The sequence below is a fragment of the Pantoea sp. Mb-10 genome, assembly GCF_021272205.1.
Lineage (GTDB): Bacteria > Pseudomonadota > Gammaproteobacteria > Enterobacterales > Enterobacteriaceae > Pantoea.
This window is the reverse complement of the sequence record NZ_JAJSDX010000001.1, coordinates 42,572-56,697: the sequence shown is the minus strand read 5'-3', so window position 1 is coordinate 56,697 and position 14,126 is coordinate 42,572. Positions and strand designations below refer to the sequence as shown.

Sequence of the window (14,126 nt, the reverse complement as noted above, 5' to 3'; positions counted from 1 at the left end):
CATGGCATTGCTAAACATTTTTGATATCGCGGGCTCGGCGATGACGGCCCAGTCTCAGCGCCTGAACGTCAGCGCCAGTAACCTGGCAAACGCCGACAGCGTGACCGGGCCAGACGGCAAGCCTTACGTCGCCAAGCAAGTGGTTTTCCAGACCAATGCGGCCCCCGGCAGCGCAACTGGCGGGGTGAAAGTCGCCAGCATCGTTGACGATCCCTCGCCGGCGAAGCTGGTCTATGACCCAGGCAATCCCATGGCGGATGAAAAGGGCTACGTCAAGATGCCTAACGTGGATGTGGTGGCAGAAAGCGTGAACACCATGTCCGCTTCGCGCAGCTATCAGGCCAACGTGGAAGTGCTGAATACGGTGAAGTCGATGATGATGAAAACCCTGACACTCGGCCAGTAACGGAGCGCGAACATGAGTTTATCAGTAGGAATTAAAGACAATCTGGACCCAACGGTTCTGTCGTCCAGCAGTACAAGCAGCACCAACAGCTCTGCCGACCTGCAGAATCAATTTCTGACCATGCTGGTGGCGCAGTTAAAAAACCAGGATCCCACCAATCCCATGGACAACAGCCAGCTCACCACGCAGTTGGCGCAAATCAATACCCTGGGCGGCATTGAGAAACTCAATACCACGCTGGGATCGATCTCTGGGCAGATCAGCACCAGCCAGTCACTGCAGAGTTCAACGCTGATCGGTCACGGTGTGATGGTGAAAGGTTCGCAGGTGTTGGTTGGCAGTGGCACCACCACGCCGTTCGGCCTGGAGCTGGCTTCCGCCGCGACCAGCAGCAGCGTCACGGTGAAAGACAGCAATGGCACAACGGTACGGACCATCGATCTGGGCAAACTCAGCGCGGGCGTGCACACCTTCTCGTGGGACGGCAAGCTGGATGATGGCAGCGTCGCGCCAGACGGCAAATACAGCTTCAGCCTGGCGGCCAGCGATGGCACCAACCAATTGGTGGCGCAGCCGCTCAACCTGGCTTACGTCAATGGCGTTACCACCGTGAACGGCACCAGCAAGCTGGATCTTGGCACGTTGGGTTCCGCCACCCTGGATGAGGTTCGTCAGATTCTCTGACACGCGCACGGCCAGTCGGTTATTACCCTGGTCACTGATACGACAACGTTAACGGGATTGCATTATGGATCACGCGATATACACCGCCATGGGCGCCGCCAGTCAGACGATGGAACAGCAATCGGTGACGGCGAGCAACCTTGCCAACGCGTCTACGCCGGGCTTTCGTGCCCAGCTCAACGCGCTGCGCGCCGTGCCGGTCACCGGCTGGTCATTGCCCACGCGCACCATGGTCGCCGCTTCGACGCCCGGCGCGGACATGAGCCCTGGCGCCATGGATAACACTGGCCGCTCTCTGGACGTGGCGGTACAGCAGGATGGCTGGCTGGCGGTGCGCACCGCAGATGGCACAGAAGCCTATACCCGCAACGGCAACATGCAGATCAGCCCTACCGGCATTCTGACCGTTCAGGGGAATCCGGTGATGGGCGACGGCGGCCCCATCGCCATTCCTCAAGGTGCCGAACTGACCATCGCGGCCGATGGCACCATCACCTCGCGTAACGCGGGCGATGCGCCCAACGCCACGGTGCAAATTGGCCGCCTGAAGCTGGTGCGCGCCACCGGCAAAGAGCTGCAGCGCGGTGACGACGGCATGTTTCGACCCACGCAGGCCGCACAGGCCACGCGCGGCGCGACCCTGGCCAACGACGCGACGGTGAGCGTGATGCCGGGTGTGCTTGAAGGCAGTAACGTGAAGCCGATGGAAACCATGGTCGACATGATCGCCAACGCCCGACGTTTTGAGATGCAGATGAAAGTCATCAGCAACGTCGATGAAAACGAACAGAAAGCCAACCAGCTTCTCAACATGAGCAGCTAAGGCGTAAGGAAAACACCATGATTCGTTCTTTGTGGATCGCTAAAACCGGTCTTGACGCCCAACAAACCAATATGGACGTCATCTCCAACAACCTCGCCAACGTGAGCACCAACGGCTTTAAACGTTCGCGCGCGGTATTTGAAGATCTGATGTATCAAACCCTGCGTCAGCCGGGTACGCAGTCTTCCGAACAGACTACGCTGCCGTCGGGCCTGCAAATCGGTACCGGTGTGCGTCCCGTGACCACGGAGCGTCTGCACACGCAAGGTAACCTGTCGCAGACCAGCAACTCGAAAGACGTGGCGATCAACGGCCAGGGCTATTTTGAAGTGCAGATGCCCGATGGCACCTCCGCGTATACCCGCGATGGCTCGTTCCAGGTCGATCAAAATGGTCAGCTGGTAACCAACTCGGGTTTTCCGGTGCAGCCAGGGATCACGATTCCCGCGAACGCCACCAGCATCACCGTGTCGCGTGATGGCGTCGTGAGCGTGACGCAGCAGGGACAAACCAACCCGGCGCAGGTCGGTACGCTGACGTTGAGCACCTTTATTAACGATGCGGGTCTCAACAGCGTCGGGGAAAACCTCTATCAGGAAACCCAGGCGTCAGGCGCGCCGACACAAAGCACGCCGGGCCAGAACGGCGCCGGGCTGCTGTATCAGGGCTATGTTGAAACCTCTAACGTCAACGTGGCGGAAGAGCTGGTCTCGATGATCCAGACGCAGCGCGCGTATGAAATTAACAGCAAGGCGATCAGCACCTCCGATCAGATGCTGGCGAAGTTAACCCAGATTTAATCTGGTGGCATCAGGCCAGCTTGACTGGCCTGTGTAAGAACATGAAAAAGGTCAGAACTCCGTGGCGAAGCAAGTGATTCTCAAGCCTGGGCATTGGTTAGTAGCCACGCTGCTACTGACACTTAACGGTTGTGCGCTGGTTCCGCGCACGCCACTGGTACAGGGTTCGACGACGGCTGAGCCGACGCCTTCTGCCCCGCCTGTGGTAAACGGTTCCATTTTTCAGGGCGTTGCGCCACTCAACTACGGTTATCAGCCACTGTTTGAGGATCGCCGTCCACGTAACATCGGTGACACGCTAACCATTACGCTGCAAGAGAACGTCAGCGCCAGTAAGAGCTCGTCCGCCAACGCCTCGCGCGATGGCAGCAACAGCTTCGGCGTCACGGGCGTGCCGACCGGTCTGGCCGGTTTAGTGGGCGCAGGCGGCGAAAAAGCCAACCTGTCCGCCGACGGTAAAAACGATTTCGCAGGTAAAGGCGGCGCAACCGCCAACAACACCTTTACCGGCACCATCACCGTCACGGTGAATCAGGTCTTGTCCAACGGCAACCTGCGCGTGGTGGGTGAGAAGCAAATTGAAATTAACCAGGGAACAGAGTTTATCCGCTTCTCGGGTGTGGTTAACCCGCGCACCATCAGCGCCAGCAACGCCGTGTTGTCAACGCAGGTGGCCGATGCACGTATTGAGTACGTCGGAAACGGATATATCAATGAGGCGCAGACCATGGGCTGGTTCCAGCGCTTTTTCCTGAACGTGTCGCCGATGTAATTGAGGTAATGATGAAGATGAACACACTGCTGCGTCTGGGCCTGAGCTTGCTGCTCGGTGTTAGCGTGCTGGCCCACGCTGACCGCATTCGCGACCTGACCTCGATACAGGGCGTGCGTGAAAACCAGCTGATCGGTTACGGTCTGGTGGTTGGACTGGATGGCACGGGTGACCAGACAACCCAAACGCCATTTACCACGCAGACGGTAAGCAACATGCTGTCACAGCTGGGCATCACCGTGCCAACCGGCACCAATATGCAGTTGAAAAACGTGGCCGCCGTGATGGTCACGGCTAAGCTGCCCAGCTTTGCCCGTCAGGGCCAGACCATTGACGTGGTGGTGTCATCACTGGGTAACGCCAAAAGTCTGCGCGGCGGTACGCTGTTAATGACGCCGATGAAAGGGGTCGATAACCAGGTTTATGCGCTGGCACAGGGCAACATTCTGGTGGGCGGCGCGGGCGCGTCGGCAGGCGGGAGCAGCGTACAGGTTAACCAGTTGAACGGCGGGCGTATCACCGACGGCGCAACGGTTGAGCGTGAGCTACAGAGCAACTTTGGCAGCCAGAACACCATTAACCTGCAGCTGAATAATGAAGATTTCACCATGGCGCAGCGCATTTCTGATGCGGTCAACAGCCGCGGTCTTGGCTTTGCGCAACCCTTGGATGCGCGCACGGTGCAGATCCGCGTCACGGCGAATAACAGTTCGCAGGTGCGTGTGCTGTCTGAGATCCAGAATATCGATGTGTCTGTACCGCTTGAAGATGCCAAAGTGATCATCAATTCACGCACGGGTTCGGTGGTCATGAACCGCGAAGTGACCTTGAACACCTGTGCGGTGGCGCAGGGCAACCTGTCGGTGACGGTAAACCAGCAGCAGAACGTCAGTCAGCCGAACACGCCGTTTGCCGGTGGGCAGACTGTGGCGACCACGCAAACGCAGATCGACGTACGCCAGAGCGGCGGTGCACTGCAGCGGGTGAATGCGGGCGCCAACCTGAACAACGTGGTGCGTGCGCTTAACGCGCTGGGGGCAACGCCCATTGAGCTGATGTCGATTCTGCAATCGATGGAAAGTGCAGGCTGCCTGCGCGCCAAGCTGGAAATCATCTAATCATGGATACGCAATCGCTGATGAACGCGGCTTATGACAGCCGCTCACTTAACGACTTGAAACGTGAAGCCAGTGCCGATCCGAAAGGCAAGGCGCTGCAGGTGGCGAAGCAGGTTGAAGGGATGTTCGTGCAGATGATGCTGAAGAGCATGCGTGATGCGTTGCCGAAAGACGGCGTCTTTAGCAACGACTCCACACGCATGTTTACATCGATGTACGATCAGCAGATTGCCCAAGAGATTGGCAAGCGCGGTCTGGGGATGGCCGATATGATCGTCAAGCAGATGCAGCCTAACGCAGCGCCCGATGAAAGCGCGGGCACCGTGCCGATGCCGCTGGAAAATGGCTACATCTACAGTAACCTTCCGACCACGCAGCTGGAGCAGATGGTGCGCAAAGCGGTACCGCGCTTGCCGGTTTCACCCGCCAGCTTGCCCTCTGACAGCAACGATTTTATCGCGCAGTTGGCGCAGCCCGCGAAGGTGGCCAGCCAGCAGAGCGGCATTCCGCACCACCTGATTCTGGCGCAGGCCGCGCTGGAATCCGGCTGGGGCCAGCGCCAGATTCTGACGCGCGACGGCAAGCCGAGCTATAACGTGTTTGGGATTAAAGCCTCCGGCGATTGGCAGGGGGAGACCACTGATATCATGACCACCGAGTATGACGGCGGCGTGGCGAAAAAAGTGCGCGCCAGTTTCCGCGTGTATGGCTCTTATATGGAAGCGCTTAGCGACTACGTGAAGCTGCTGTCGCGCAATCCGCGCTATGCCGCGGTAACCAATGCCACCAGCCCTGAGCAGGGCGCACGCGCGCTGCAGGCGGCGGGTTACGCAACCGATCCTAAATACGCCCAAAAACTGGTGGGAATGATTCAGCAATTCAAGAACATGGGTGAAAAAGTTGTGAAGGCCTATAGCCAGGATATCACCACATTGTTCTGATCTTTCACCTCAAGTTTCGCTTAAGCACGCCGATAACTGTCTCATGACGCGGGCCGCAACGCCCGCCAGATTACCCTGATGACTGCCAGCCCGGTTAACGGGAAATAAAGGAACCCAGATGTCCAACATAATTAACTCAGCGATGAGTGGGCTGAGCGCCGCACAGGCTGCCTTAAGCACCACCAGCAATAACATCAGTAATTACTCGGTGGCGGGCTACTCGCGTCAGACCACTATCCTGTCTCAGGCGAACAGCACCCTGCAGGGTAACAGCTATTACGGTAACGGCGTGAAGGTGTCTGGCGTTCAGCGTGAGTATGATGACTTTATTACCGCTCAGCTGCGTGGTTCCAGCGCCAATTACAATGCAGTGAATACGCAGTACAACCAGATTTCGAATATCGATGACCTGCTGTCGACGTCGACGACCAGCCTCTCTTCATCGATTCAAAACTTTTTCAATAACGTACAGAACGTGGTGAGCAACGCCAGCGATCCGTCTGCCCGTCAGTCTATGCTCGGCTATGCGCAGGGGCTCGTGAATCAGTTCCAGACCACGGCGCAGTACTTAAGCAACATGCAGAACAACGTCAACACCGATGTGTCGTCGAGCGTTAATCAGATCAATACCTTCACCAGCCAGATTGCTGACCTGAACACACAGATCGCGAAGCTCTCTACTGGCGGCGGCGCGGTACCGAACGATCTGATGGATCAGCGCGATCAGCTAGTGAACAACCTCAACAACGTCGTCGGTGTGACCGTGGCGCAGCAGGACGGCAGCTATATCGTATCGATGAATGGCATCACGCTGGTCAACGGCAGCAATGCCACCAGTTTGGTCGCTATGCCGTCCAGCGCTGATAATTCGCGCCTTACGGTCGGTTACGTTGATAAACAAGCGGGCAACGTGCAAATCGCGGAAAAGAACATTCCCACCGGTTCACTGGGCGGCCTGTTTAAATTCCGTTCTGAGGATTTGGATGGCGCGCAAAACCAGCTTGGACAATTGGCTGCTGCGTTTACGACCAGCTTCAATACCGTGCACAAGCAGGGCTTCGACAGCAACGGCGACGCCGGTACAGACTTTTTCACCATTGGTTCTCCAACGGTATTGGGTAATACCAAAAACAGCTCTAATGTGAGTATTACCGCGGCTTGGTCTGACACCAACGCCATTAAGGCATCTAACTACACGGTGAGCTACAACAGCGGCACCTGGTCTGTGACGCGCATGTCAGACAACGTGAATTTTAACGTGACGCCTGCTGCCGATGGCTCGCTGAACTTTGACGGACTGAAGCTGACGCCAAGCGGCACCCCGGGCAACAAAGACAGTTTCCTGGTGAAGCCGGTTCAGGACGTGATCAACGGCATGACCGTCGCCATTACCGATGAGTCGCAAATTGCCGCCGCGGCCAGCGCCACCAGCGGTGAAAGTGATAACACCAATGCCAAAAAACTGCTGAATCTGCAGGACACCAAAATTGTTAATGGCAACGCGACCGTTTCGCAGGCGTATGCCAGCCTGGTGAGCACGGTGGGGAACAAGACGAACTCTCTGGATACCGCCAGCACCACGCAGAAAAGCGTAGTGACGCAGCTGAGCGATCGCCAGCAATCCGTATCGGGCGTTAACCTTGATGAAGAGTACGCCAACTTGTCGAAATATCAGCAGTTCTATATGGCGAATGCGCAGGTTCTGCAGACGGCCAGTGCGATCTTTAACGCGCTGATCAGCATTCGCTAATAAGAGGAGTAAGGTATGCGTCTGAGTACGAGTATGATTTTTGACCAGCAGGTGCGCGGAATCAGTGAATCGCAATCCTCCTGGTTGAAAGTGGGTGAGCAACTTTCTACCGGCCGTCGGGTCAATAATCCCTCCGACGATCCCATCGCTGCTTCGCGCGCCGTGGTGTTATCGCAGGCGCAGGCGGTGAGCAGCCAGTATGGCACCGCCCGCAATTTTGCTGACCAAAGCTTGTCGATGGAAGAGAACGCTTTGAGCAGCGTGACGACGGCCATCACGAAAGCCAAAGAGATTGTGGTGGCGGCCTCAACCGGCACGCTCAATGATGAAGACCGCGCCTCTTATGCTACGCAGCTGCAAGGGATACGCGATCAGATCCTGGGCCAAGCCAATAGCCGTGACGGCAATGGACGCTATATTTTTGCTGGCTACAAAACCGATCAGCCGCCGTTCAGTGACACCGGTAGTGCAGTCACCTACGTGGGTGGCACCGAGGCTATCTCGCAGAAAGTGGATGACAGCCGCACCATGAACGTAGGTGATACGGGCAACAACGTGTTTATGGCGCTGACCAGCAATGCCAAGCCTGAGCCCGATGGTTCTGCCAGCGAGAAAAACATTTTTAATATGCTGGATAGCGCGATTGCGTCCTTGAAGGTGCCGCTGGCCAACGCCAGTGATGCCGACATCGAAAGCGCAAAAAACACCATGGCGAAATCCAACCGCGGCCTGAACAACGCGCTGGATAATGTGCTTAAGGTCCGTTCCGATATCGGTACCAAAATGGACGAGTTGGATAAGCTCGGACAGCAGTCTGACGACCGTAAGCTGATCCTGGACTCGCAGATGAGTAACCTGGTGGATGTGGATTACACCGCCGCGATCTCCAGCTACACCATGAAGCAGACGGCGTTGCAGGCTTCTTATAAAACCTTTACAGACATGTCTAAGATGTCACTGTTCCAGCTTAACTCTTAATTAACCTGTCCTGAATATTTGAGCGCGCTTAAACCGGGTGCGCTTAGTTTCTCCCACCGCCCTTCGGGGCCGTGGGATTTTTTTTGCCTGTCTGTTGAGCGGGTGTTGTCGATGACGCAGGGTTGCTAACCATCATACTTGGCACGCACAGCCAAGCGCGGACGGCTTCGGGGCATCCGATACGGTGACGATCTTTTGTGGTCAAGCTGCCCAGCGCCTCGCCAGGAGATGGCGGGGTCTTTACCGCTTGGTGGTCGGCCGCCCGTCATTATGCCGATGGGGCGAGCCGCGAGCGTGACGCAGGGTGAATGAGAAGAGGGCACTACAATCGGCTAAACCGGCAGGGAAGCGGTGCAGGAAGTGCGGGCATCACGGTGAGAGCGGTCAGGTGGCAGGGCGGTAAACGCAGGCCATAAAAAAACCCCGGACAAGCCGGGGTTTACCGAGACGGACGTGGCGCAGTTATGCGCTTTCCGGACGGGTAGCTGGCGCGGTGGCCTGATGCGTCGCGCTGTGACCACCCGCAGAACCGCGGCCATCGAAGGCGAATGCAGGGCGAACCCAGTCGCTAGCGCGAGCCGGTTCCGGTTCCCATGCTGGCGCGGGCGCTTTGGTCATCGGCGCGGTAGCGTGATGCTTGAAACGCGTCTCATCACCGTTAACGGCAGTGTCACGCGCAGCGACAGGCGCATGGGGTTCGGCGATCGGCGCTGACGGTGCCTCAGCGGCGACCGGCGCGCTCAGCACCTCATCCACTTGCGCTTCAAGCGCCGGTGCAACCTCAACGGGCGCCTGCTGCGCGATCGTTTCTTGCTCGGCAGCCATGTCACCGTGGTGCGCTGGCGTCTCAGCTACGGGTTCCGCCTGTGCCGCAATCGTCTGGGCGACAGCGTCGTCAGCGGCAGAGATAACAGCAGGCTCGGCGTTAACCGGGGCGGCAACCGGCGTCAGGTCATCGGTGTTTACCACTGGCACATCAACCTGTGCCTGCGGTTCAGCCTGATGCACCGCTTCGTCAGCACGGTTTGAGGTCACGTCTGCTGGCGCAACACTTTCTGCGGCAGGCAGTGCCACCGCAGCAGCGGTGTCGATCTGAGCGGCATCGGCTGCATCCGCCTGCATGGCCTGCTCGTCTTGGGTCTGTGCGACAGGGTAGCTGATCCACACTTTACCCGAGGCCATTTCTGGCGAAGCGGCGGCAGATTCCAGCGGCATTGCCGATTGGGTCGGGTAGCGCTCATCACGATAGCGACGACGACGTTGACCGCTTACGCGCAGGTGGCGTGGCGAACGACGCGAACGACGTGGCATATTTGCGCCATCACGGTTCTCGTTCTCATCCTGATTATCGTGCGCTGCCTCGGGTTGCGCCTGCACGTCAGCATGCGGTTCGGTTGCAGCTGCAGCAACTGGCGCAACGTCGGCCGTTTGTTCACGGGTCTCACCCACGCGCACGCGTTGGTTAAGCTGGCGCGGTTTACGGCGCGGCATCACCTGAACACGATCGTCTTCCTGCGTAGCGGCTTCTTCTACCACCTCAGGCTGTACGGTCTCAGCGGCTTTGGCTTCTTGCTGCTGATTGCGCTTCTCTTCCTGACGGCGACGCTGACGCTCAGCGCGCTGCTCACGACGCTGCTGCTGCTGTTCATCACGCTGCTGCAGCTGCTCTTCCGTCAGTTCAGGACGCTCACCACGCGGCTCTTGCTGACGCTTATTGCGGCGGTTGTCGCTGTTTTCACGCGGCTCACGGGGTTCACGCGATTCGCGGGCTTCACGCGGTTCACGTGACTCGCGTGGCTCACGCGCTTCACGTCCAGCGTTTTCACCATTGCGCGGCGTGCGTTCACGGCGATTGTTATTACGACGATTGTTGTTGTTGCTACGGCGTTCACCACGCTGCTGCGTGTTTTCACTCTGCTCAGCCTGAACGTCCTGCTTCTCTTCAACAGGTGCCGGTGCGGCGGCTTCAGGCGCAAACAGCTTTTTCAGGCCGCCAATTAGGCGCCCCATGAAGCCGGTCGTCACCGTTGCGGCAGGGGCAGCGGCTGGCTTGGTCTCCATCTTCGGCTGAACCGCGGGTTTTTCCACCTCAACCGGCGCTGGCGGCGCATCAGGCATGACAAAGGCGGCTAAAGCCGGTTGTTCAGGACGGCGGCGCTCAGCGTGCTCTTCTTCTGACGGCATCGCCATTTCTGCTTCATGCAGTTTTGGCAGATGATAAGAGAGCGTTTGCGTTTCTTCGCCTTTACGCACGCGCAGCACCGAATAGTGCGGCGTTTCCATCTGTTCGTTTGGCACGATCACCGCACGCACGCCACCTTGACGCTTTTCGATGGCACTGACCGCTTCGCGTTTTTCGTTCAGCAGGTAAGACGCCACCGGAACGGGCACAATGGCGTGCACTTCTTTGGTGTTGTCTTTCAGCGCTTCTTCTTCAATCAGGCGCAGAATAGAGAGTGACAGCGATTCGTTGTCGCGAATGGTGCCGGTACCGCTACAGCGCGGGCAGACATGATGGCTGGATTCACCCAACGACGGGCTGAGGCGCTGACGCGACATCTCCAGCAGACCAAAGCGAGAAATGTGGCTGATTTGAATACGGGCGCGATCTTGACGGACGGCTTCGCGCAGACGGTTTTCAACCGCGCGCTGATGGCGCACAGGCGTCATGTCGATAAAATCGATAACAATCAGGCCACCCAGGTCGCGCAGGCGCAGCTGGCGCGCGATTTCATCCGCCGCTTCCAGGTTGGTGTTAAAGGCGGTTTCTTCAATGTCGCCACCGCGAGTCGCACGTGCCGAGTTGATGTCGATGGCCGTCAGCGCTTCGGTGCTGTCGATAACGATCGAACCGCCTGAAGGCAGACGCACTTCGCGCTGGAAGGCTGATTCAATTTGCGACTCAATCTGATAATGACTGAACAGCGGGATCTCACCGGTGTACAGTTTTATTTTGCTGCTGAAATCGGGACGGCCCAGTGCAGCGATATGCTGGCGCGCCAGCTCAAGCACTTTTGGGTTGTCGATCAGAATCTCACCGATATCCTGGCGCAGATAGTCGCGGAAGGCGCGCACGATCACGTTACTTTCCTGATGGATAAGGAACGGAGCAGGGCGGCTGTCAGCGGCTTTTTTGATGGCTTCCCAGTGCTTGAGGCGGAAACTCAAATCCCACTGCAGGGATTCGGCGGATTTGCCAACGCCCGCCGTGCGCACGATCAGGCCCATGCCGTCCGGCAGTTCCAGCGCCGACAGCGCCTCTTTCAGCTCGGTGCGGTCATCGCCCTCAATGCGGCGTGAAATACCGCCTGCGCGGGGATTGTTGGGCATTAACACTAAATAGCTGCCCGCCAGGGAGATAAAGGTCGTTAGCGCAGCGCCTTTGTTACCGCGCTCTTCTTTATCTATCTGAACGATAACTTCCTGTCCTTCGCGCAGCACATCTTTGATATTAGGGCGACCGTGCGCGTTGTAATTAGCAGGAAAATATTCGCGGGAAACTTCTTTAAGAGGGAGAAAACCGTGACGCTCTGCACCGTAGTCGACAAATGCCGCTTCAAGGCTAGGTTCAACGCGGGTGATTTTTCCTTTGTAGATATTGGCTTTTTTCTGCTCGTGTCCTGGGCTTTCGATATCCAGATCGTACAGACGTTGTCCATCAACCAGGGCAACGCGCAACTCCTCCTGCTGAGTTGCGTTAATTAACATTCTTTTCATCGTGACTTACTCGTTATTCTCACATGAGTGATAAAGCTGCGGGCATCGTTACCCTGGACGAGAATCAACCGATGGCCTCGTGTCTGCATGCACTGACGTCAACCTCACGGTTGTCGGCGGCTATAGAGGCGCAAATCTTGTCGGTGGCCTGTTTTTCATAAGGAAAACCAGCGCCTGAAGGTGGAAGTGCTACACGGTAATCAAAAAATCCACACATCCCAGTCTGTCGTCCAGGCCGCAACCCGCAGCCCGCTAAGTGCCTGATTTAACTTCACGTCTTACGCCATTGCCGCGTGTTCGTTTCATCGGGCAAAATACCTTAATTTCGCTCTTTTTTCCGCCTGATACTTTCCAGGTCAGAAACCTTTGCATTATTCCATTGCTGACCAACATATAGCAAGGCGACTTTTACCGAGCTGTGAAGTTTGTCGATCCTTAACTGATTCATTTGCCGGGCTATTCATCATAACGCTGCAAAAGTCATCAATCTAACGCGCTTAAACGCGTTACGCTGAGAGTTAAGCATAGAAAAAGGGGTGGCGCTATTAGGGGACACTAATTAGAATCGCCGCCATGAAAACAGAGAATCCTGGCGTACAATATGTCGCCATTACGGCTGAAAATGCCGGGCAGCGCATTGACAATTTTTTGCGCACTCAGCTGAAAGGCGTGCCCAAGAGCATGATTTATCGCATCCTGCGTAAAGGCGAGGTGCGGGTAAATAAAAAGCGCGTTAAACCCGAATACAAACTGGAAGACGGCGATGAGATCCGCGTTCCTCCCGTGCGCGTCGCAGAGCGCGAGGAGCAAGCGGTATCGCCGAAGCTGGATAAAGTTGCCGCGTTGGCGCATGCCATCCTGTACGAAGACGATTATCTGCTGGTGCTTAACAAACCGGCCGGTACGGCCGTGCACGGCGGCAGCGGATTAAGTTTTGGCGTGATTGAAGGGCTGCGTGCGCTGCGTCCTGAAGCCCGTTTCCTGGAGCTGGTTCACCGGCTCGATCGCGATACGTCCGGTATTTTGCTGGTCGCCAAAAAACGCTCTGCGCTGCGCGCATTGCATGAACAGCTGCGCGAAAAGGGCATGCAGAAAGATTACCTGGCTCTGGTGCGCGGCGACTGGCCTTCACATTTGAAAGTCGTCCAGGCGCCGCTGCTGAAAAATATTCTCCAGAGTGGTGAACGCATTGTGCGCGTGAGTGCGGAGGGGAAACCCTCTGAAACGCGTTTTAAAGTGGAAGAGCGTTTCGGCTTCGCGACGCTGGTGAAAGCCAGCCCGGTGACCGGACGGACGCACCAGATTCGTGTCCATACGCTGCATGGTGGACATCCCATTGCCTTCGACGATCGCTACGGCGACCGCGAGTTTGATCGTGAGCTGGCCAGTACAGGGCTGGCGCGCCTGTTTTTGCACGCGGCCGCGCTCACCTTCACGCATCCTCATACCGGCGAAACCTTACGCATGGAAGCGCCGCTTGATGCGGCGTTGAAAACGTGCCTCGCGCAGTTGCGCAAAAAATAGTGGCCATGACGGGCATCATGCTAATGCATTGATGCCCACGCTTCTTAGCATGTCATTGAGCGCAATAAGCGGTAATCCAATCAACGTGTTGGGATCGCGCCCTTCCAGTTTATCAAACAGACAAACCCCCATGCCTTCACTTTTAAAACTGCCGGCGCAGTTTAGCGGCTGCTCTTTAGCGACGTAATGTTCAATTTCACTCGGTGAAAGGCTGCGAAAATGAACATTAAAGGGCTCACAGATGACCTGCTGTTGGTGACGCTGAGGATGGATCAACGCCAGTCCGGTATAAAACGTCACGATTTGTCCACTGGCGGCGGCGAGCTGCGATCGCGCATTTTCCGCTGTATGGGGTTTACCCGTGATGCGCCCGTTGACAACACAGACTTGGTCGGAGCCAATGATCCAGCTTTCGGGATAGGCCGACGCTAGCGAGCGGGCTTTCTCCAGCGCCAGGCGTTCAACTAGCGCCGAGGCAGGTTCGCCGGGATGCGGTGTTTCATCGCAGTTTGGCGCGGCGCTAATGAAAGGCAGGCCCAGCTTGCTAAGTAAAGCCTGACGAAAAGGGGAGGTTGAGGCCAGAACGAGCGGTATCATCATTTTTTTACAGAAT

12 protein-coding genes are annotated in these 14,126 nt (G+C 57.0%); 10 read left to right on the top strand and 2 right to left on the bottom strand.

Features of this window, described 5'->3' with window-relative positions; translation table 11 throughout:
* The first annotated feature begins 1 nt into the window (after window position 1).
* The 9 genes from flgC to flgL all read left to right on the top strand — a co-directional run bounded on the left by flgC (window position 2) and on the right by flgL (window position 8,272).
* Complete coding sequence (gene flgC, locus LU196_RS00270; protein WP_232757746.1) at window positions 2-406, top strand: flagellar basal body rod protein FlgC; 405 nt, start codon at window positions 2-4, stop codon at window positions 404-406.
* Between the two features lie 12 nt (window positions 407-418).
* Window positions 419-1,090, top strand: coding sequence for a flagellar hook assembly protein FlgD (flgD, locus tag LU196_RS00265; RefSeq protein ID WP_232757745.1), 672 nt, complete (start codon window positions 419-421; stop codon window positions 1,088-1,090).
* Between the two features lie 64 nt (window positions 1,091-1,154).
* The gene (locus LU196_RS00260; protein WP_232757744.1) at window positions 1,155-1,913 is read left to right on the top strand and encodes a flagellar basal body rod protein FlgF; all 759 of its coding nucleotides are present in this window, start codon (window positions 1,155-1,157) and stop codon (window positions 1,911-1,913) included.
* Between the two features lie 17 nt (window positions 1,914-1,930).
* Window positions 1,931-2,713 (top strand): flagellar basal-body rod protein FlgG, encoded by a 783-nt coding sequence (gene flgG, locus LU196_RS00255; protein WP_232757743.1) that lies wholly within the window; start codon window positions 1,931-1,933, stop codon window positions 2,711-2,713.
* Between the two features lie 61 nt (window positions 2,714-2,774).
* The gene (locus LU196_RS00250) at window positions 2,775-3,485 is read left to right on the top strand and encodes a flagellar basal body L-ring protein FlgH (RefSeq protein ID WP_232757742.1); all 711 of its coding nucleotides are present in this window, start codon (window positions 2,775-2,777) and stop codon (window positions 3,483-3,485) included.
* An 11-nt stretch (window positions 3,486-3,496) separates the two neighbouring features.
* Window positions 3,497-4,603 carry a flagellar basal body P-ring protein FlgI gene (locus LU196_RS00245; protein WP_232757741.1) on the top strand — a complete coding sequence of 369 codons (1,107 nt, stop codon included), beginning with the start codon at window positions 3,497-3,499 and terminating at the stop codon, window positions 4,601-4,603.
* Window positions 4,603-5,544, top strand: coding sequence for a flagellar assembly peptidoglycan hydrolase FlgJ (gene flgJ / locus LU196_RS00240; protein WP_232758242.1), 942 nt, complete (start codon window positions 4,603-4,605; stop codon window positions 5,542-5,544). Before LU196_RS00245 ends, flgJ begins: the two co-directional genes overlap by 1 nt.
* A gap of 118 nt (window positions 5,545-5,662) precedes the next feature.
* Window positions 5,663-7,294 carry a flagellar hook-associated protein FlgK gene (gene flgK, locus LU196_RS00235; protein ID WP_232757740.1) on the top strand — a complete coding sequence of 544 codons (1,632 nt, stop codon included), beginning with the start codon at window positions 5,663-5,665 and terminating at the stop codon, window positions 7,292-7,294.
* A gap of 15 nt (window positions 7,295-7,309) precedes the next feature.
* On the top strand, window positions 7,310-8,272 hold the full coding sequence (gene flgL, locus LU196_RS00230; protein ID WP_232757739.1) for a flagellar hook-associated protein FlgL: 963 nt from the start codon (window positions 7,310-7,312) through the stop codon (window positions 8,270-8,272).
* Between the two features lie 462 nt (window positions 8,273-8,734).
* On the opposite strand, the gene rne is transcribed toward flgL, so the two are convergent.
* The gene (rne, locus tag LU196_RS00225; protein WP_232757738.1) at window positions 8,735-11,989 is read right to left on the bottom strand and encodes a ribonuclease E; all 3,255 of its coding nucleotides are present in this window, start codon (window positions 11,987-11,989) and stop codon (window positions 8,735-8,737) included.
* 573 nt (window positions 11,990-12,562) lie between these two features.
* On the opposite strand from rne, the gene rluC reads away from it, so the two are divergent.
* Entirely contained in the window at window positions 12,563-13,513 is a 951-nt protein-coding gene (gene rluC, locus LU196_RS00220) for a 23S rRNA pseudouridine(955/2504/2580) synthase RluC (RefSeq protein WP_232757737.1), read from the top strand.
* Between the two features lie 15 nt (window positions 13,514-13,528).
* On the opposite strand, the gene LU196_RS00215 is transcribed toward rluC, so the two are convergent.
* Window positions 13,529-14,113 (bottom strand): nucleoside triphosphate pyrophosphatase, encoded by a 585-nt coding sequence (locus tag LU196_RS00215; protein ID WP_304622715.1) that lies wholly within the window; start codon window positions 14,111-14,113, stop codon window positions 13,529-13,531.
* Between the last annotated feature and the right edge of the window lie 13 nt (window positions 14,114-14,126).

Bases quoted from the DNA above. Each gene is read 5' to 3' on its own strand.
- flgC (WP_232757746.1), top strand. From the start codon at position 2: ATGGCATTGCTAAACATTTTTGATATCGCGGGCTCGGCGATGACGGCC.
- flgD (WP_232757745.1), top strand. From the start codon at position 419: ATGAGTTTATCAGTAGGAATTAAAGACAATCTGGACCCAACGGTTCTG.
- LU196_RS00260 (WP_232757744.1), top strand. From the start codon at position 1,155: ATGGATCACGCGATATACACCGCCATGGGCGCCGCCAGTCAGACGATG.
- flgG (WP_232757743.1), top strand. From the start codon at position 1,931: ATGATTCGTTCTTTGTGGATCGCTAAAACCGGTCTTGACGCCCAACAA.
- LU196_RS00245 (WP_232757741.1), top strand. From the start codon at position 3,497: ATGAAGATGAACACACTGCTGCGTCTGGGCCTGAGCTTGCTGCTCGGT.
- flgK (WP_232757740.1), top strand. From the start codon at position 5,663: ATGTCCAACATAATTAACTCAGCGATGAGTGGGCTGAGCGCCGCACAG.
- flgL (WP_232757739.1), top strand. From the start codon at position 7,310: ATGCGTCTGAGTACGAGTATGATTTTTGACCAGCAGGTGCGCGGAATC.
- rne (WP_232757738.1), bottom strand. From the start codon at position 11,989: ATGAAAAGAATGTTAATTAACGCAACTCAGCAGGAGGAGTTGCGCGTT.
- rluC (WP_232757737.1), top strand. From the start codon at position 12,563: ATGAAAACAGAGAATCCTGGCGTACAATATGTCGCCATTACGGCTGAA.
- LU196_RS00215 (WP_304622715.1), bottom strand. From the start codon at position 14,113: ATGATGATACCGCTCGTTCTGGCCTCAACCTCCCCTTTTCGTCAGGCT.